18 protein-coding genes are annotated in these 19009 nt (G+C 37.7%); 10 read left to right on the top strand and 8 right to left on the bottom strand.

The window, feature by feature from the left end:
- Positions 1-20: 20 nt before the first annotated feature.
- The 5 genes from C1T31_RS10410 (at position 21) to acs (ending at position 7396) form a co-directional block, all read left to right on the top strand.
- Complete coding sequence (locus tag C1T31_RS10410) at positions 21-215, top strand: hypothetical protein (RefSeq protein ID WP_103052608.1); 195 nt, start codon at positions 21-23, stop codon at positions 213-215.
- The gene (locus tag C1T31_RS10405) at positions 208-2895 is read left to right on the top strand and encodes a sensor histidine kinase (protein ID WP_103052440.1); all 2688 of its coding nucleotides are present in this window, start codon (positions 208-210) and stop codon (positions 2893-2895) included. The genes C1T31_RS10410 and C1T31_RS10405 overlap by 8 nt, the downstream gene beginning before the upstream one ends.
- Positions 2896-2913: 18 nt before the next feature.
- Positions 2914-3276 carry a response regulator transcription factor gene (locus tag C1T31_RS10400; protein ID WP_103052439.1) on the top strand — a complete coding sequence of 121 codons (363 nt, stop codon included), beginning with the start codon at positions 2914-2916 and terminating at the stop codon, positions 3274-3276.
- A gap of 306 nt (positions 3277-3582) precedes the next feature.
- Complete coding sequence (locus tag C1T31_RS10390) at positions 3583-5496, top strand: acetate--CoA ligase (protein ID WP_103052437.1); 1914 nt, start codon at positions 3583-3585, stop codon at positions 5494-5496.
- The gene (gene acs / locus C1T31_RS10385; protein ID WP_103052436.1) at positions 5489-7396 is read left to right on the top strand and encodes an acetate--CoA ligase; all 1908 of its coding nucleotides are present in this window, start codon (positions 5489-5491) and stop codon (positions 7394-7396) included. Before C1T31_RS10390 ends, acs begins: the two co-directional genes overlap by 8 nt.
- A 48-nt stretch (positions 7397-7444) precedes the next feature.
- Here the strand turns inward: acs and C1T31_RS10380 are convergent, their stop codons facing one another.
- Both C1T31_RS10380 and C1T31_RS10375 read right to left on the bottom strand, forming a co-directional pair.
- Entirely contained in the window at positions 7445-8113 is a 669-nt protein-coding gene (locus tag C1T31_RS10380) for a 3'-5' exonuclease (protein WP_103052435.1), read from the bottom strand.
- A gap of 1 nt (position 8114) precedes the next feature.
- Positions 8115-10007: a DUF294 nucleotidyltransferase-like domain-containing protein gene (locus tag C1T31_RS10375; protein WP_243398933.1), complete on the bottom strand. Its 1893-nt coding sequence runs from the start codon at positions 10005-10007 to the stop codon at positions 8115-8117.
- Positions 10008-10148: 141 nt separating this feature from the next.
- Here C1T31_RS10375 and C1T31_RS10370 point away from each other — a divergent pair, with 141 nt between their 5' ends.
- Entirely contained in the window at positions 10149-11870 is a 1722-nt protein-coding gene (locus C1T31_RS10370; RefSeq protein ID WP_103052433.1) for a serine hydrolase, read from the top strand.
- A gap of 67 nt (positions 11871-11937) precedes the next feature.
- Entirely contained in the window at positions 11938-12483 is a 546-nt protein-coding gene (locus tag C1T31_RS10365; protein ID WP_123912664.1) for a hypothetical protein, read from the top strand.
- Here C1T31_RS10365 and C1T31_RS10360 read toward each other — a convergent pair.
- Positions 12480-13073 (bottom strand): N-acetylmuramoyl-L-alanine amidase family protein, encoded by a 594-nt coding sequence (locus C1T31_RS10360; protein WP_123912663.1) that lies wholly within the window; start codon positions 13071-13073, stop codon positions 12480-12482. The two genes, C1T31_RS10365 and C1T31_RS10360, sit on opposite strands and share 4 nt — an antisense overlap.
- Positions 13074-13274: 201 nt before the next feature.
- On the opposite strand from C1T31_RS10360, the gene C1T31_RS10355 reads away from it, so the two are divergent.
- Together C1T31_RS10355 and C1T31_RS10350 are read left to right on the top strand one after the other, a co-directional pair.
- Complete coding sequence (locus C1T31_RS10355) at positions 13275-13796, top strand: Crp/Fnr family transcriptional regulator (RefSeq protein WP_243398932.1); 522 nt, start codon at positions 13275-13277, stop codon at positions 13794-13796.
- Between the two features lie 120 nt (positions 13797-13916).
- Positions 13917-14474 carry a YceI family protein gene (locus C1T31_RS10350; RefSeq protein ID WP_103052429.1) on the top strand — a complete coding sequence of 186 codons (558 nt, stop codon included), beginning with the start codon at positions 13917-13919 and terminating at the stop codon, positions 14472-14474.
- 62 nt (positions 14475-14536) lie between these two features.
- Here C1T31_RS10350 and C1T31_RS10345 read toward each other — a convergent pair whose 3' ends face one another.
- The 4 genes from C1T31_RS10345 to C1T31_RS10330 form a co-directional block, all read right to left on the bottom strand.
- Positions 14537-15649, bottom strand: coding sequence for a ligand-binding sensor domain-containing protein (locus tag C1T31_RS10345; protein WP_165780101.1), 1113 nt, complete (start codon positions 15647-15649; stop codon positions 14537-14539).
- Between the two features lie 64 nt (positions 15650-15713).
- Positions 15714-16085: a DUF2200 domain-containing protein gene (locus tag C1T31_RS10340; RefSeq protein WP_103052427.1), complete on the bottom strand. Its 372-nt coding sequence runs from the start codon at positions 16083-16085 to the stop codon at positions 15714-15716.
- Positions 16086-16094: 9 nt separating this feature from the next.
- Complete coding sequence (locus C1T31_RS10335; protein ID WP_103052426.1) at positions 16095-16487, bottom strand: DUF1801 domain-containing protein; 393 nt, start codon at positions 16485-16487, stop codon at positions 16095-16097.
- Entirely contained in the window at positions 16487-17656 is a 1170-nt protein-coding gene (locus C1T31_RS10330; protein WP_103052425.1) for a DmpA family aminopeptidase, read from the bottom strand. The genes C1T31_RS10335 and C1T31_RS10330 overlap by 1 nt, the downstream gene beginning before the upstream one ends.
- Before the next feature lie 141 nt (positions 17657-17797).
- Here C1T31_RS10330 and C1T31_RS10325 point away from each other — a divergent pair, with 141 nt between their 5' ends.
- A complete protein-coding gene (locus C1T31_RS10325; protein ID WP_103052424.1) occupies positions 17798-18181 on the top strand; it encodes a hypothetical protein in 384 nt (127 codons plus the stop codon).
- Between the two features lie 33 nt (positions 18182-18214).
- On the opposite strand, the gene C1T31_RS10320 is transcribed toward C1T31_RS10325, so the two are convergent.
- Positions 18215-18946 (bottom strand): DUF6090 family protein, encoded by a 732-nt coding sequence (locus C1T31_RS10320; RefSeq protein WP_103052423.1) that lies wholly within the window; start codon positions 18944-18946, stop codon positions 18215-18217.
- Positions 18947-19009 lie beyond the last annotated feature (63 nt).

The raw sequence follows: 19009 nt of genomic DNA, 5'->3' as shown, positions 1-19009 counted from the left end.
ATTTAACTGCATTTGTAATTATGAAAAAAAGACACGAACAAAAATTAGTAGTTTTGGCGTTGGCACTTTTGCTGTTGTTCAATGTGCCTTTTCTATTCATCTTCAATATGGAAGGACAGGTTCTTGGAATTCCTGTCATCTATTTTTCCATATTCGCCATTTGGTGTGTGGCAATAATTATCTCCTATATGATTCTAAAACGGCATTATGAGTAATTATAGTTTGTTCATAATTATCATCATCTACTTGGCAATATTATTCTACATCGCTTTTATTGCTGAAAAGAATGCCAAAAGCAAATGGGTAAACAACCCATACATTTACACCTTGTCATTGGCAGTGTATTGTTCCGCTTGGACCTATTATGGCAGTATCGGTATTGCGGCTAACTCGGGAATGCAGTTTTTGCCCATTTATTTAGGACCAGTTATTGCCGCGCCTTTATGGATTATCGTTTTGCGAAAGATTATACGAATTTCCAAACAGCATAAAATTTCGTCCATTGCCGATTTTATTTCTTTGCGTTATGGGAACAATCGGTTTATTGGTGCTTTGGTCACGGTAGTGTGTTTGGTTGGTATTGTGCCTTATATTTCATTGCAATTAAAAGCGGTTTCAGAAACCTTTGAAATTATGGTCGATGAAACCAGTTATATATCAAAGAGTATTTGGGATGATTCCACATTTTACATTGCGGTGCTTTTGGCTGTTTTTGCCACCTTTTTTGGAACACAAGCTACCGATGCTTCTGAAAAACATCGTGGTATCGTGGCATCAGTGGCTTTTGAGTCGGTTTTAAAGTTAGCATTCTTCTTGGTGATTGGTTTCTATGTCACGTTTTACCTCTTTGATGGTACGACAGATATTTATGATAGAATTTCAACTGTGGAGTCTTTTAAAAGCTTGTCCACTTTTGGGGATATCGGAAACGGATTCAATTGGTTCTTTATGATTATGTTATCCTTTTTGGCCATATTTCTATTGCCCAGACAATTTCAAGTATCGGTTTTGGAAAACAATCGAGAAAAATATTTAAAACAAGCCATTTGGTTATTCCCGTTATATCTATTGCTGTTTAATGTGTTTGTGATATTTATTGCTTGGGCAGGAAAGCTATCCTTCAGTAATGATGTTAATGCCGAATATTATACCCTGTTGCTGCCGCTGCAACAAGACAATACGGTATTGGCCTTATTGGTTTTTTTGGGAGGTTTTTCAGCAGTCATATCCATGGTCGTAGTGTCCACTTTGGCACTATCAACTATGGTAAGTAACAACCTGATCATTCCGTATGGATTTTTAGATAAGTTTAGTAAAAGTCAGCCAGAAAAAAATGCCAAATACATTAAGGTTATCAGACGGGTTTCCATTTTTAGCATCATCATTCTAGCCTATTTCTTTTATGTGTCCTTTTCAAAGGCCTTGTCCTTATATTCCATAGGCTTGATTTCTTTTGTAATCATTGCCCAGTTGGCACCGTCGTTTTTTATTGGAATATTTTGGAATAGAGGATCCTCCCGAGCAACTAAAGTCGGTATTATTGCCGGTTTTTTAACAACCCTCTATACCTTGGTTTTACCATTTGTCATGCAGGTGCTTACTGGAACTTCTGAATTTTCGGATTATGGTTTGTTTCATATTGAGGCATTGCGACCAAGCGCCTTGTTTGGTATTGACTTTTTAAGTCCACCAGCTCATGCTTTTTTCTGGAGTTTGAGTATCAATACCTTATTATACCTCACGGTGTCTCTCATGTTTAAAGGAAATTACAGGGAGCGTAACTATGCTGAAATGTTTGTAGATAGCAAAAATTATGCGTCGCTTCAGGACAGTGCTTTGGTTTGGAAAGGGGAAGCCTATGTGTCTGATATCAAAAATGTTCTCAACCGATTTTTAGGAGAACAACGAGCGCAACGTGCTCTGAGTATCTTTTTTACAAAATATAAATTACCACAGGATACGCAACTCGCAGATGCACGACTCATTAATTTTTCCGAAAAACTTTTGACTGGTAGTATCGGTAGTTCTTCGGCTAAAATTTTGATTTCGAGTGTGGTGAAGGAAGAGCAGATTAGTTTGGTTGAAGTATTGAAAATTTTAGAGGAATCTAAAGAAACCATTGCCAGTAATAAGCTGCTAAAAGAGAAGTCTGATGAGCTTCAGCATTTGACCAACAGACTTAAAAACGCCAATGATGAGTTGATTCTGAAGGACCAACAAAAGGATGAGTTTTTGGATACTGTAGCCCATGAATTAAAAACACCGATAACGGGTATTCGTGCGGCAACCGAGTTAATTATGGAAGATGCCGATATGCCAGCTGAAGTAAAGGCTCAATTTTTAAGCAATATTCTTCAGGATTCAGATCGTTTATCACGATTGATACATAATATCTTAGATTTTGAAAAGCTGGAAACGGGTAGACAAGAGCTGGACATGAGGCAACATGATATTAAGGTGACTATTGAAAAAGCAATTAATGGTGTGAGTCAGATTGCAGCCAAGAAACATATTAAGATAGTTACTAAAAACCCACATAAGTGTAAACTGAATTACGATGAAGATCGGATCATTCAGGTATTGACCAATTTACTATCCAATGCCATTAAGTTTTGCGAACCAAATACGGGTAGGATTGTGGTGGATTATAAGCTTGGAAATGCTTCCATTGAGGTGTTGGTAAGTGATAATGGTAGAGGTATTTCAGATAAGGATATAGACTTTATTTTTGACAAATTTTATCAAACCAGTGACCAAAATACCATTAAACCACAGGGTAGTGGTTTAGGGCTGGCCATTAGTAGGCAAATCATTAAAAAACACCATGGAAAAATATGGGTTAAAAACAATCAAAAAAGTGGTGTAACCTTTGGTTTTAAGCTACCTTTTGACTAAATTGTACTGCTGTAAAATATGAAGAAGATTTTAATTGTAGATGATGAGCCCAATATTGTGATGACGTTGGAATACGCTTTTAAAAAACAAGACTTTGAAGTGTATATAGCGAGAGATGGAAGTGAGGCTCTTAAGATATTAAAAAAAGATGTGCCAGATGTAATTTTGCTGGACATTATGATGCCGAATGTAGATGGCTATCAAACCTTGAAATTTATAAAAGAACAAGCCAGTTTAAAGAATACCAAAGTGGTGTTTTTAACGGCTAAAAATAAAGCTTCAGATATTGAAAAAGGCTTAAAACTTGGGGCAGACAAATATTTACTCAAGCCGTTTTCAGTAAAAAAAATAGTTTCAGAAATTCTTGAACTACTCAATTAACCATTGGTTTTGTGTGCAAACAAACAATGTTTAATAGAATAAGTCACGGCTTTTGTACGTGCTTATTTGAAAAGTAGTATTGATTATGAAATTTCGTATCAACCCCTTGACGTCAGATATTATTATTAGTATTTACGTTTTAATTACCCTATATCTTCGTTTTAAATTTGAAAATGACACACCCATAAGTACGGTTAACTCTATGGTTATTGGTGTTTGTTTTATTGTGATTATTTGGGTTTTAATTAAATTGAAAGTATTGAATCCCAACTGGTTTGGCTTGTTTAATTCTAAAAAAACAAAGTCATGAACTACCAGGATTTTTACAACAACAGTATCCAAGATCCAGCAGGTTTTTGGAAAGAACAAAGTGATGCATTAGAATGGTTTAAGAAACCACAAACCATATTATCCAAAGACCAACACGATTATTATCAATGGTTTCATGATGGTGAATTAAATTTAAGCTACCTATGTATCGACAAACACATCAAAGATGGCTTTGGAAGTCAAACAGCTATTATTTATGATTCGCCTGTTACTCAAACCAAGCAACATATAACCTTTAATGAATTTCATGATGAAGTCGCTAAATTGGCTGGAGGTCTCCAGACATTAGGTCTGCAAAAAGGCGATACGGCCATCATTTATATGCCTATGATACCACAGGCGATTTATGCCATGTTGGCTTGCGTGCGAATTGGTGTGATTCATTCCGTGGTATTTGGGGGATTTGCACCCAATGAATTAGCCATCCGAATTGACGACTGTCAACCAAAAGCTGTCATCACCGCATCTAGCGGTATTGAGATTCAGCGGATTATTCCGTATAAACCTTATGTGGATGAGGCTATAAAATTGGCTAACCACAAGCCTCAAAATGTGATAGTTTTTAATAGAAATCTCAATGCTGAAATCCCAAAGCAGGATTATGATGTGGATTATCAAACGCTCGTTGAGAATGCTGTTCCATCAGAAGCTGTTTCTATTCCTTCAACGCATCCATCATACATTTTATATACATCTGGTACAACAGGAAAACCTAAAGGCATTATTCGTGATACAGGCGGTTATGCCACAGCTTTAAAATTCTCTATGAAATATATCTATGGGGTAGAACCGGGAGATGTTTACTGGGCTGCCAGCGATGTCGGTTGGGTAGTTGGTCATAGTTATATTGTTTACGCACCGTTAATCAACCGCAATACCACGGTTCTTTTTGAGGGAAAACCTATCAAAACACCAGATGCATCAACCTTTTGGCGGGTCATTAGTGAGCATCGGGTGAAGGTGATGTTTACAGCCCCTACAGCCATCCGTGCCATTAAAAAAGAAGATCCAAATGGCAAGTTTTTAAAAAAGTTTGATATGTCTTGTTTAAAATATCAATTTTTGGCGGGTGAGCGCTGCGATGTGGCTACCTTAAAATGGACAGAAGAAAAACTTCAAGTTCCTGTCATTGACCATTGGTGGCAAACAGAAAGTGGTTGGCCTATGTTAGCCAATATGGCTGGTTTGGAATTACAGGATGTACAACCCGGATCAGCAGGATTTCCAGTGTGTGGTTATGATATCCAAATATTAAATGAAGAAGGCCAAGAAGTCGCATCCAGTAGTGAGGGCTATGTGGCAGTAAAACTACCTTTGCCACCTGGAACGCTCATGAATCTCTGGGGAAATCCGGAACGTTTTAAATCAGGTTATTTGGAAAAATTTCCGGGCTATTATTTTTCGGGAGATGGTGGCTATAAAGATGAAGATGGCTATGTATTTATTACTGGTCGTGTAGATGATATTATCAACGTTGCTGGGCATCGCTTGTCAACAGCTGAAATGGAAGAAATTGTGGCGTCGCATAAAGCGGTTGCGGAGTGTGCCGTTTTTGGTGTTCACTGTGATTTAAAGGGTCAAAAACCATTGGGATTAGTGGTGTTAAAAGCAGAAAACAATGATAGCGAGGAGGATATCCAAAAGCAGATTATTCAGGATGTACGACATGAAATTGGAGCGGTTGCTTCATTTCGAGATGTTTTGGTGGTCGATAGGTTGCCAAAGACACGATCTGGGAAAATTCTTCGTAAATTGTTACGCAATATAGCCGATGAGATGAGTTATAACATTCCATCGACTATCGATGATCCTGAAATCATAAATGAAATAACTGCAGTTTATAAAATCAATCAAATAGGAATACATAAAAACTTAACGAGTCATGAGTAATTATCATATAAAACATTTAGAAGAGTATTATCAAGTTTATAGAAAATCGGTTCGGGAACCAGAAAACTTCTGGGAAGAAGTTGCTGGTGAACATTTTCTTTGGCGGAAAAAATGGAATAATGTATTAAGTTGGGACTTTTCAAAACCTGAAATTAAATGGTTTGAAGGTGCCCAACTCAATATAACTGAAAACTGTATAGATAGGCATTTAACAACACGAGCAGATCAAACAGCTATTTTGTTTGAGCCTAATGACCCTAGTGAAAAGGCGGAACATATCACTTACAAACAACTGTATCATAGGGTCAATAAAATGGCTAATGTTTTAAAATCCAAAGGTGTTCAAAAAGGTGATAGGGTTTGTATTTATGTACCCATGATTCCAGAATTGGCTATTGCTGTATTGGCTTGTGCCAGAATTGGTGCAGTGCATTCAGTGGTTTTTGCTGGATTTTCTTCTACAGCTTTGGCAACGCGGATAAATGACTGCGATTGCAAAATGGTCATCACAAGTGATGGTTCTTATCGTGGAGCCAAAACGATTGATTTAAAAGGTATCGTTGATGATGCTTTGGAATCATGTCCTGGTGTTGAAACCGTTCTCGTAGCCAAACGCATTAACAATGAGGTGACTATGAAAGACGGTCGGGATGAATGGTTGGAGCCATTATTAGAGCAAGCTTCAGATGAATGCCCAGCTGAAATCATGAAGGCTGAAGATCCGCTATTCATTTTATATACATCGGGATCAACTGGACAACCCAAAGGTATGGTACACACCACTGCTGGTTATATGGTCTATACGGCTTATACCTTTAAAAATGTGTTTCAATATCGTGATGGTGATGTTTATTGGTGTACGGCAGATATTGGATGGATTACTGGTCATAGTTATATAGTCTATGGTCCGTTATGTAATGGTGCCACCACTGTGATGTTTGAGGGTGTGCCAAGTTATCCGGATTTTGGTCGTTTTTGGGAGATTGTTCAAAAACATCAGGTTAATCAGTTTTACACAGCACCAACAGCTATCCGTGCTTTAGCCAAGCAAGGTTCTGAATTAGTTGAAAAATATGACTTATCCTCATTAAAAGTTTTGGGTTCTGTGGGAGAGCCAATCAATGAAGAAGCATGGCACTGGTATAACGATAATGTTGGAAAGAAAAATAGTCCTATTGTGGATACCTGGTGGCAAACAGAAACAGGCGGTATTATGATAACGCCAATCCCTTATGTCACCCCAACAAAACCTACTTATGCTACCTTACCATTTATTGGTATCCAACCAGCATTGATGGATGAAAATGCTGAAGAATTAAAAGGCAATCAGGTAGAAGGGCGTCTATGTATTAAATTCCCATGGCCTAGTATGGCAAGAACCATTTGGGGTAATCATCAACGATATAAGGATACTTATTTTTCAGCGTTTGAAAACAAGTACTTTACGGGTGATGGCGCTTTAAGGGATGAGGTTGGTTATTACCGTATAACGGGTCGTGTGGATGATGTCATCATTGTATCTGGTCATAATTTAGGAACAGCACCAATCGAAGATGCTATCAATGAGCATCCAGCCGTTTCTGAATCTGCAATTGTAGGTTTCCCACATGATGTAAAAGGTAATGCGCTTTATGGTTATGTGATCTTAAAAGATACTGGTGAAACGCGGAATCATGATAATTTGCGCAAGGAAATCAACCAGATTATCACCGAACATATTGGACCGATTGCCAAATTAGATAAAATTCAATTTACCCAAGGCTTACCAAAAACACGATCGGGTAAAATTATGAGACGCATCTTACGAAAGATAGCCCATAAGGACACTAGTAACCTGGGAGATATTAGTACATTACTAAACCCAGAAGTGGTTCAGGATATTATGGATAATGCTCTATAAGAGTAGAAATTAATAGCAAAGAAGGCGCTTCGGTTGAAGCGCTTTTTTTTATAACAAACCGATGCGTTTTTTTGGTAAAATTAGGTCGTCTAATTTTAATTTAACTTTTTTCTGCTTTAATAGGGCTATCAATTTCAAAAACAGAATGGCTGTAATATAGGCATCACCAGAAGCCGTATGCCTATCATGTTGTGGAATATTAAATTGTTTCGATAGGTCATCTAAACTGAAATGCAGGTTCGGGTTTGACGAGTTCAAGGTATTTCTATACAAAAAGCCGGTATCAACAACCTTGTTTTTGAGGTTAGGTAAGCCCAATCGTTTCAAGCAAGCATTGACCATAGCAATATCAAAGGCTGCATGGTGTGCTACGAGTACCGCATTTTTAATATGTTTTAAAAATTCCATGATAGCTGTTTCTTCAGAGACTTTCTCTAGCTTGCCTGTTTTTAAAAGCCCATGAATTTTAACGGTGTCTGCATTAAACGTGTCTTGCTTTAAATAGACTTCCAACTGATCAGAAACGATGATGTTTTCATTCATTATGGCTACTGTCCCAATGGATAAGATCCGATCACTTTTAGGGTTTAATCCCGTGGTTTCTGTGTCAAAAACAACGAACCTGAAATCATGAAGGTCTTGATGAGAATGGTTGTCAAACGACGATAGATACTCATTCCAGAAAGGCGGATAGCTATGTTTTTTAAACCATCCCATATTACATGAGTTGTGATAATTTGTATCGGGTTTGAATAAGTTCCTGAACCGACTTTATGGCTTTGAAACTGCTTTTAAGCTCTAATCGATCTGCTTTGCTCAATTGCTGTAAATCAATGAAACGACCGGAATCGGAATGTTTGAGACCTTGCTTGGTTCTAAAATGTAACAAATCTTCATAACTCAAGAGACATGCTTCATAAATATCCTTGTTTTGAGGCTCCAAATCCATCAGTTTTTGATAGCGTGTTGTGGTATTATTGATAGACGCTATGTGTTTGGAGAGAATCAGCAAACGTGCGGCATCAACCAAAGGCATCATGGCTCGTGCCTTAATGTCAAATTGATCCTTATGTTCACCTGAAGATTCAACCAAAAAGTTTCTAAAGAAACTTAAAGGTGGCGGATTGTTAAGGGCATTCAAACCGAGATAATTTAAAAAGATATCATGGGAATCAATAGCATCAAATATGTTTTCAGATAGTTTATCAGCTAAAGATTTATCACCATAAACAAATGCAAAATCAAAAAATATGGTGCAAAGCATCAAATGGTCTTGGTCAGGATGGGTAATCCAACGTTTAAATTGGGATCGCCATTCAGATAATGATAGACACCATTTGGGATTACTACCCATCATATTGGCAGGACAATACTCAAAACCGACGGTATTCAAACCCTCTGTGATTTTTTTAGCAAATTCTAAAAAATAGTGTTGCGTTGTTTCATAGTTAGCGTCCTCAACATCCTCAAAAACCAAAAAATTATCTTGATCCGTTAAAAGCAATTGCTCATGTCTGCCCTGACTGCCCATTGACATCCAAGCAAAGTCAACAGGTGGTTTTGTCGGCATATCTTTAAGTGCCAAGCTAATGACCTGCTTGGTGATATTGTCGTTGATGGCCGAAATAATTTTAGAAATATGGTTGATGGGTAAATCTTGTTCCAAATACCGTTTTAACAAGGCTTCACTTCGCATGCGAATTTGTTGTAATTCAACACTGCTTTGGCAGCGTTTGATTTCCTTTACCAATATAGAGGCATTGTTTTCCCTAATAACCAAAATATCGTGCTCCGATAAAATACCGGTTAAAGCAGAATTAGGAGTACCATCTTTGGTGATACATAAGTGGGTGATTTTGTGCTCCAACATGGCAATTTGTGCCTCGGCAACTGAAATGGTTTCAGGATAGGTAATAACGGGAGTGGACATAATTTCAGTAACAGGCGCCTCAATACGGATATTCCCTGTTGCAATCTTAACCCGTAAATCTTTATCCGTGATAATACCAATGGGTTTTTGATTATCGGTGATTATAATACTCCCCACACGATTGGTGGTCATGGTTTGGGCGGCCTCTTGTATTGGTGTATTCGAATGACAGGTAATGGGGTTTTTACTATAAGTGATACTTTCAGCGTCGTTAAAGTCACTAATGAATGTGGCCGAAATAGGATTTTGCCAAGTATCATCCTGGCGAAACGAGGTGTTGGAGGCAAAGGATTTCATTAAAAACATATTGGCCTCCATATTTGAAGTAATGTATTCCTCCAATAAATCAGATGAAATACTATAAACAATGCTTTCCTCTAAAGCTTTGGCTGTGAGCTTGTAGTTGCCTTGTCTGATTAAGGCGCGTAAACCAAAGATGTCGCCTTCATCGCATTCATCAACGAGGTTTTGTGTATCTTCCCGATACAAACCAATCGCTCCCTCTCGAACCACATAAAATACACTCTTGACAGGCTCGGTAGTTTTAAAAACAAAGTTCTCGGGCTCCACATAAATCACTTCAACAGCCCCAGATATAGCCAGCAATTGATCCTGCTGAAGCATGTTAAATGGCGGATATTGCTTTAAGAAATCCGATATACGCAGTGCGATGGTATTCATGATAGAAAGTTAGTCATAATTGTTAGGTATAACTATGATAATGGTCATAAAATTGGTAAAATGATATACTTTGTAAATCAGGTTGTTGTATGGATAATTTTGCCCCTTTTTTTGGTATCTTGCTATTCCTAAAATCCAATAATGATGAAATATCTAGTAAGCTGCCTCTTTCTTTTTTTAAGTTTTCAGGCCATTTCTCAAGTACTAATACCAGATGCCGTTAAAGAAAATATTCAAGCCAGAGTAGAGTCTGGTGAGAATGTGGGGATATCTATAGCCTACATTGAAGGCGATCAGGTTGATTTCTATAATTATGGTACAACCGATTTAAAACATAACATTCCAGTAAATGAACATACGGTTTATGAAATAGGGTCCATATCCAAAGTTTTTACCTGTATCATGTTGGCTGATGAAGTTTTGAAAGGTACTATGAAGTTATCAGATCCCATTACAATGTACTTACCTAAAGGGGTCAAGGTTCCTAATAGAAATGGTAAAGAAATTACCCTGTTGGATCTAGCTACGCATACGTCAGCCTTACCTAGAATGCCAGACAATTTCAACCCTAAAGATCCTAGAAATCCCTATGTGGATTATACACCAGAACTGATCTATGAATTTTTGTCTTCTTATGAATTAACTCGGGATATTGGTTCACAATATGAATATTCCAATTATGCTATGGGATTATTGGGACATATTTTGGAATTGCATACAGGCAAAAGCTATGAAACACTCTTAATAGAAAAAATAGCGCATCCTTGCAACATGATGAGTACCAAACTGACATTAACCGATAGTATGAAAAACCATTTGGCAAAACCGCATGCACAAGGTGTTGAAGTTTCCAATTGGGATTTAACTGGCTTGGCTGGGGCAGGAGGTATTCGTTCAACAACCGAAGATATGGTCAGGTTTTTACAAGTTAATATGGGTGTTTCAAAACCAGCCATTTTTGAAGCCATGACATTCAGTCAACAGGTAGCGTATGAAAATCAGGATGACCAATTTAAAATTGGTCTGGGTTGGCACTACGCACAAAATGGCGATGATACCATAATCTGGCATAATGGTGCCACAGGTGGTTATAAATCATTCACTGGGTTTGTAGATGGAACGCAAAAAGGTGTCGTGGTTTTGGGTAATGCAGATACTGATATTGGTCGGTTGGGTATGAAATTATTGGGAGACCCGAGACCTTTGGAAAAGCCAACCACTTCCATAGCAACCGTTATCAATAAGGAGATTGATGCCAATGGTATGGAATCGGCTATTAAGCTGTATCATCAGTTAAAGACAGAACAACCAGACACCTATAAATTTGATGAAAACCAACTCAATACTTTGGCATACAAATACCTTTCTGAAGATAAGCCTACTATAGCGTTGGAACTTTTTAAATTAAATGTAGCTTCCTTTCCCAATGCTTCCAATCCTTACGATTCTTTAGGTGAAGGCTATTTAAAGGTGGGTGATACCACGCAGGCTATTACCAACTATAAGAAGTCGTTAGAGTTAAATCCCGCTAATGACAATGCCAAAACGGTGCTATTGAGTTTAGGTGTTGCCAAAACAGAATTGGTCACGGATGTTGAGGTGCCCATTGATGTGATGGATACCTATTGTGGTCAATATGAATTGGCTCCCGGTTTTATCATTACAGTAACACGCCAAGATAATCAGTTATTCGCACAAGCTACAGGTCAGCCACAATTTGAGTTATTCGCATCGGCGCATAACAAATTTTATTTAAAAGTGGTTGATGCTCAAGTAACTTTTAATGCTAATGAAAAGGGTAAAATAGATAGTTTGACTTTGCACCAAAATGGTCAGGATATGCCGGCTAATAAAATTGAATAGCGGTTTTAAGTTTTTTACCAATAATGGTTTGTGGTACAATGTTTGATATTCCTTGAAAAACCAAACCATGAAAAAACTACTGGTTATTGTCCTGCTCACAGTGGTCTATGCCTGTATTCCTTTGCAGGTAGCTCCAAACATTGAGACAGACACTGTTAAGTTGTCCAAAAAGTTTAAAAAAGATTTGCCTCGGAGCTATGGGTTTATTTTTGAAGACCCGAAAGAAGCTAATGAATTCTATAATTTCATCAATACCAAATACAATCGCGAGCATATAGATGTGGAATACAATGTGCCTATATCCATAAAAAATAAAACCTATTACTTGTCGTTTCACGAACGTGAAAAAAACACCACCTTTCTCAATTTAGTGCCTTTGACAGTTTATGCCAAGTTACAATCTGAAGGAAAATCTACTTTAATGGATGGATATCATACTACAAGAACAGGGCATTGGTATCTCATCTTAACGGTTTATGACGACGATTTACAGGATTGCCTAAAGCCAGAATATCCAGAAAGGGAAGCAGTTTTAACACATTTAAGAATGCTTCAAAAGGAGTATATGACAACTAGCAACTATTTGGATTCCTATTTAAGCCATCAAAATTAAAGTTGTTCCAGAGATTTAAAAATAGCTGTTGCAATGGCCATCTGACCAGATTCACTGGTGAGGTAGTCACGATCTTGAGAGTTGGATAAAAAGCCCATTTCCAAAAACGCTGAAGGACAGGTTGTATTTTTTAATAGGTAAAAACCAGCTTGCTTAATACCTCGTGATGGTAAATCAATATCCAGACTTTCTGAAAGGTTGGAAGCTAATTTTTTAGAAGCTTCGTAGTAATCTTCACCGCCATAAAACAATTCATAGCCTGAAACAGAGTTATCTGTATGACCATTGGTGTGAAGTGATAGCATATAATGTGGTTTCTGCTTGTTTATAAAAGCTGAACGATCTTTTAAACTGACAAAGGCATCTGAATCTCTGGTTAGAATGATTTCCACAGAACTATTCTGTGAGAGTTCTTGAAGTTTTTGGGCAACCTGCAAGGCAATATCCTTTTCGGTAATGCTGTGTTCCTGCTGCCCATGGTCATGACCGCCATGACTCACATCAATAACAACTGTTTTGGTTTTGGAAGGCGTGAATGATAAAGTAATAATTAATAAGGCTACGCCTAAAAGGTTTAGTAGGGTTTTCATAATCTTTTGGTTTAGTAGTATGTAAACGGTGTTTGCTGCTTTTTGTTGTAAACTATTCAAAATTCATTAATGATAATAAGTCTTTAAAGGCACGAAACAACAGCTTTATTTATTATTTTTGATTTCAAATTTCTAAAGCAAAAAACGATCCAACGACTCTTCAATTATATCAGTAATTATATTGAGCTAACCCCTCAAGAATTGGATGTATTGTCCAACTATGTTTCCGAAAGGAAGTATTTAAAAGGGCAATATATTCTTCAGCAAGGTGATGTTTGTAAACACAGTAGCTTTATTTTGAAAGGCTGTACCAAAATGTTTTTTGTTGATGATACCGGTCAGGAACACATCATTATGCTGGGTGTAGAGGATTGGTGGGTTTCCGATATTGGTAGTTTTATTGAACAAAAACCAGCCCAGTTCAATATTCAGTGTTTGGAAGATACGGTGTTGGCACAATTCCATGTGGATACCATTGATGAGGTCTTTCAAAAAATTCCATCTTTGGAACGGTTCTTTAGAAAATTATTGGAGCGTGGTTTGGCGGCTTCCCAAAAGCGCATCATCCGAAACTTTAGTATGACGGCCAAAGAACGTTACCTGTATTTTAGAAGTACCTATCCCAATATTGAGCAACGCATTCCCCAATATTTATTGGCATCTTATTTAGGTATTACCAAAGAATTCTTAAGCAAAATAAAGAGTCAGTTGGCTTCCCAATAGATCTTCAGAAAATCATATTAAACTAGTTTAACATCATTTCATAATCTAGTTCATTTTTTTAGCAGTGCTTATGTGTCAACTTTGCATTATAAAATTAATTACACTAATAATTTAAATACAATGAAACGATTAACAGTAATTTTGGTTGCATTCGCAACAGTCACAACTATGAATGCTCAAAAAAAAGACATTAAGAAAGATGATAGCCAAGTACAATGGAAAGGCTATAAAGTAACAGGATCACATGAAGGAACTATTGCTATCCAATCAGGGAATTTGGTATTTGATGGTGAAACCTTAACAGGTGGCAGTTTTGTAATGGATATGACCACTATTGGTTCAACGGATTTATCTGGAGAATACAAAGGGAAGCTAGATGGTCACTTAAAATCAGATGACTTCTTTGGTGTTGAAAAATACCCAACGTCGCAATTGGTTTTTACAGATGTGAAAGCAACGGGTAAAAATTCGTATGAGGTTACCGGCGATTTAACTATTAAGAGCACCACGCATCCTGTAACATTTACCATGTCTGTGTATGGTAGTAAAGCTACAGCTAATTTAAAAGTGGACCGAAGTAAATACGATGTGCGTTATGGTTCTAGTAGTTTCTTTGACAACCTACAAGACAAAGTAATCTATGATGAATTTGACATCATAGCCGACTTACAGTTTTAATTAATAGCAAATTGCATGCAACCAAATCAAAAAGCCACCTGAAAGGGTGGTTTTTTTATGCACTAATCCCAAGGACCTGTTTTGGTAATGGTATCAAATTGTTGGTTTTTAAAACGAAACAGGCCTTTCCAGCCACCGAACCAAAACCGGTTTTTACTGTCGCGTAATATGCTAATAATACCAGTAGAGCCCAGACCAGAATCTTGGTTATACAGCCTATAGGTATTGCCATCATAGTTGTAAACACCCTGATGTTCCATGGCAAACCAAACAGAACCATCCGTATCTTCATAAAAACCTGAAGCTTCTGTACCTGTAATTAAACCCTCGTCAGTAAGGTTTTTGAAAGCCTGACTGTCATACAAACTGATACCGCCAAACATAGTACCAATCCATATAGAACCAGAACTATCTTCAAATAGTCCTGAAATAGTATTGTCACATAGGCCATCGGCTTTTGTATAATGGATGAAACTATTGCCATCATATTTACAAACACCATAACCATCTGTCCCAAACCATAGGTTACCTTGGCGGTCTTCTAGGATGCTGGTTATACGATTACAGGAAATGAGGGCTTTTGGATTTGATACATTGGGTTTAGGTATGGCAAAGGTTGAAAATGTTTGACCATCAAATTGACTAACACCTTCTGTTGTGCCAATCCAAATCGTACCATCTTTGGTCTTGGTCATACACCAAATTTCATTATGAACCAATCCATCATTGGTAGTTAAATAAGAAAAACTCGCGTCTTCAGGGTGATATTGTGTGATGCCTTCAGAAGTACCAAAATAAATCCTGCCATCGACTTCCACAACTGCTGCCGATACACGGCTATCACCAAACCCTTTGTCTTTAGTGAAATAGGTCAAACCCTCACCATCATATCGTATAACACCATAATGATTGGTGCCAAACCAAAGGTTACCTTTAGGATCTTCGTGGATGGTTCGAATCCAATGTGCCAATTGGCCTTCGTAAAAAAGTGGTACGAAGGTATCATTCGGAATGTTAGTGCTATCAGGTTTGGCATTAGGCGCAAATAAGTAGTCGGAATGGGATTCCGTTTTGGTGGGTTGATCTTTTTTGGAATCAACGGGTTCTTTTTGACCATTACACGATAGGGTTATCATTGCCAAAACAAACCATAGAAAAGATTGGGTGCGTCTCATAAATACTTTTTTCAAAAGTAGCTGAATGGACTGTTGTACACACTTTTGAATTGTCAAAAAAGTGTCAATTTTTGGGTTCGCGTAATATTTTTTCCATTTTACGCCCCTTGGCCAACTCATCAATCAGTTTATCCAAATATCGGGTTTGTTTGGTCAGTTCGTTGTCAATGTCCTCAATACGGTAGCCACAAATAACCCCAGTTATCAAGTGGGCGTTGGGGTTGAGGTTAGCATGTTCAAAGAAAGTTTTAAAGGTTGCCTTGTCGTCAATGAGTTTTTGCAATTGGTTTTTATCAAAACCAGTTAGCCATTCAATCACTTTATGAAGCTCATCTTGGGTTCTACCTTTCTTTTCAATTTTGGTCACGTAATGAGGATATACTGAAGCAAAGGTCATATTGGCTATTCTCTCATTATGTTCTGGTGTAACTTTCATAGTATACTATTATTTAAGGCGTAACAATTGGCCTTTTCGTTTGACAATATTTTTATAGTCCCATTGAATATCTTGGGCTTTTTGAAGCCAACGTTTCAAGTCAGCTGGGTTTATTTGTTCAGGTGATGTATAATATACGGAGGCATCTTTAAATTTTTTGCCTCGCACGGATAGACCAGTTTCATCAAAGCTGGCACCACTCCAAAACATCAAACGCAAACCCGCTTTTTGTTTACTGTAACCTACTATGGGGTTGTCACTTAAAAACCAAACAGGATGCCCATGCCAAATCTTACTGGTACTTTCTGGTAATTCACCGTCGATGAACTTGGCCAATGTGTTGCAGATTTCTTGGTCTGAATCCTCCTGGGTTTGATTGTAAGTTTGGATAGCTTTAGTCATCACATGCGGTTATAGTCTTTCAATGTTTTGATTAATAGGTCAGGAGGGAGGTTATAGGCTTTGTTTTTGTTAATGCCCTCCATAGTCTCTGCAGCAATCATGGCATTAATAACGGCTTCTTCTACTGCTTGTGCTGTGGCATCAAAAAAGGGTGTCATCCAATCGTTTGATAACATTTTTAAATCGGTAGTCTTCTCGCGACTAAAGGCATCTTCATTGGCTGTGGAAAAGGCTATAAAAATATCTCCAGAGCCATTACTGCCTCGGCCACCAACCACGCCTATTCCTATGGTTACACGTTGGGCTATACGTTTTAGTTGATGTGGTAACAGGGGTGCATCAGTAGCAACCACGACTATAATGGAACCGTCACCTTCTTGTCTTCTGGATTTTGGAGGCGCATGATACTCATAATTAAGCGTGTCTTTCAAGGCTCTGCCCACAGGAACACCCAATACACTGAAATTATTTTTACCGCCAAAGTTGGATTGAACGAGTACACCAAGCGTATACGTAGTATCTTTAAGTTTGATGACACGCGATGAAGTTCCCGTACCGCCTTTAAAGCCCAAACATGTCATTCCTACGCCACCACCTACATTACCTTCTGCAATGGGACCACTTTTGGCATCATTTATGGCTTCCAATACATGTTCTTCTTTTACATGAAATCCGTAAATATCGTTTAGAAAGCCATCATAGGTTTCGGCAACAACCGGGTAGGTGTACCACCAATTTTCACCACGGTACCAATCGGTATCAACATACCATTTCAATACTGCATCCCTCACAACGCCCACACTGTTGGTGTTGGTAATCATGATGGGTGTTTCCAAAAAACCCGACTCCGTAATCCAGGTAGTTCCAGTCATTTCACCATTGCCATTTAAGCTATGCCAATCAGCAAAAACGGGACTGAATTTTTTCTGCTTACCTCTGGGGAAAATGGCTGTCACGCCTGTTCTAACAGGGCCCTTTCCTAAAATATGGTCATTGTCACCAGATATAATGGTACTGTAACCTACTTCAACACCTGGTACATCGGTAATGGCATTATAGGTGCCAGTTTCTCCCAAAAAGGGAACACCCAAATCTCGGGCTTTACGTTGTTGACCATAGGTATGGGATATAGATAGGGCAATCCATAAAAATACGATGACGCGTTTCATATGTAGTTGGTTTTGTTTTCATAAAATTACTCTTTTGAATAATTAAAACGAAATATAAATCTTATAACTTACTGAATACAACATACAAGGAATCACAATATTTATTATTTTTATAAGAATCACGGTAACAATTAAAATGCAATGCGGAAGTATTTGTTGGCATGGTTTCCCATGGTTTTAGTAGCAATTATAAATGGACTTTTTAGGGAGCAGTTTATAGCAAATCACGTTAGTGAACTTCGCGCCCATCAGCTTTCCACGGCTAGTATGATACTGTTGTTTGGAGGCTATGTTTGGCTATTATTTAAAATCTGGATGCCTGCTACAGTCAGTCAAACCTTCCAAATAGGAATTCTTTGGTTGGTACTAACCGTTATATTTGAATTTCTATTCGGGCATTATGTGGCTGGACATTCCTGGAGCAAACTACTACATGATTATAACCTTTTAGAAGGTCGGGTTTGGATATTGGTACTGATTTGGATTACCATTGCGCCGTATGTCATTTATCAATGGCTAAAATAAACCAAACCTTTTGGTCATTATATTATCTTGATATTAGTGATCCTCTGAAGTAAGCGTGTTAATGAGTTCTTGATTTTTATTTTTTAGATCGTTCAACAATCTTTTAAAAGAACCTGTTTTCAGCCGTCTTTCAAACAGCAATTGTTGAAATGCCACTTTTTTTAATTCGGTATCAAGGACTTCAGGTTGCAACATCCTATCAATCTTGAAGTTACTACTTGTGGTATAAAGTGAATTCAGGTTATGCATACCCGAATTCCTTAAATAAGGCCGTATCTCATTTTGTACAATCTTTTCATATTCCAGAAAAATATCCACTACTTGGTCTTCGTCAATAAAATAGTTTTGGAGTAATTTACGGACGGTTTCATGTTCCATATTGCTCACAGCTTCGGTATGGTTGCGCTGTGATTTTGGGCGAAAGTCCGAAGAGTAGCGCAGCAGTCCCATGGTGTTATAATTCAAGGTTTTTAGGGAATCGGTGGCCTTGGCAATTAAGGAATCTACAACCTGTAATTGTTCGTCTAATTCATTGAGAGCTTTATTCATATGGACCGTATCTGATTTCAGGTCTTCAACGATATTCTTAATCAAAAGGGTTTCTTTGGCTTGGTTCTTTTTGCCTTCATTCCAGTTATTAATCTGTAGCGCAATTAAAATCCCGATAACAACCAGGATAATTTCGCCCAAAGCATATTTGAGATACTTGACGGTTTTACCTTCTGTAAGTAAGTTTTGTCTAATTTTTCTAAAGAACGCTATCATTAGAGATTCGTTTCTCTAAAGATATAAATTTTATTCATGGGAGTTTCGAAATAATAAGGAACA

Origin of the sequence: Hanstruepera neustonica, assembly GCF_002895005.1 — a bacterium.
Classification (GTDB): domain Bacteria; phylum Bacteroidota; class Bacteroidia; order Flavobacteriales; family Flavobacteriaceae; genus Hanstruepera; species Hanstruepera neustonica.
This window is presented reverse-complemented; position numbering and strand designations above follow the sequence as displayed.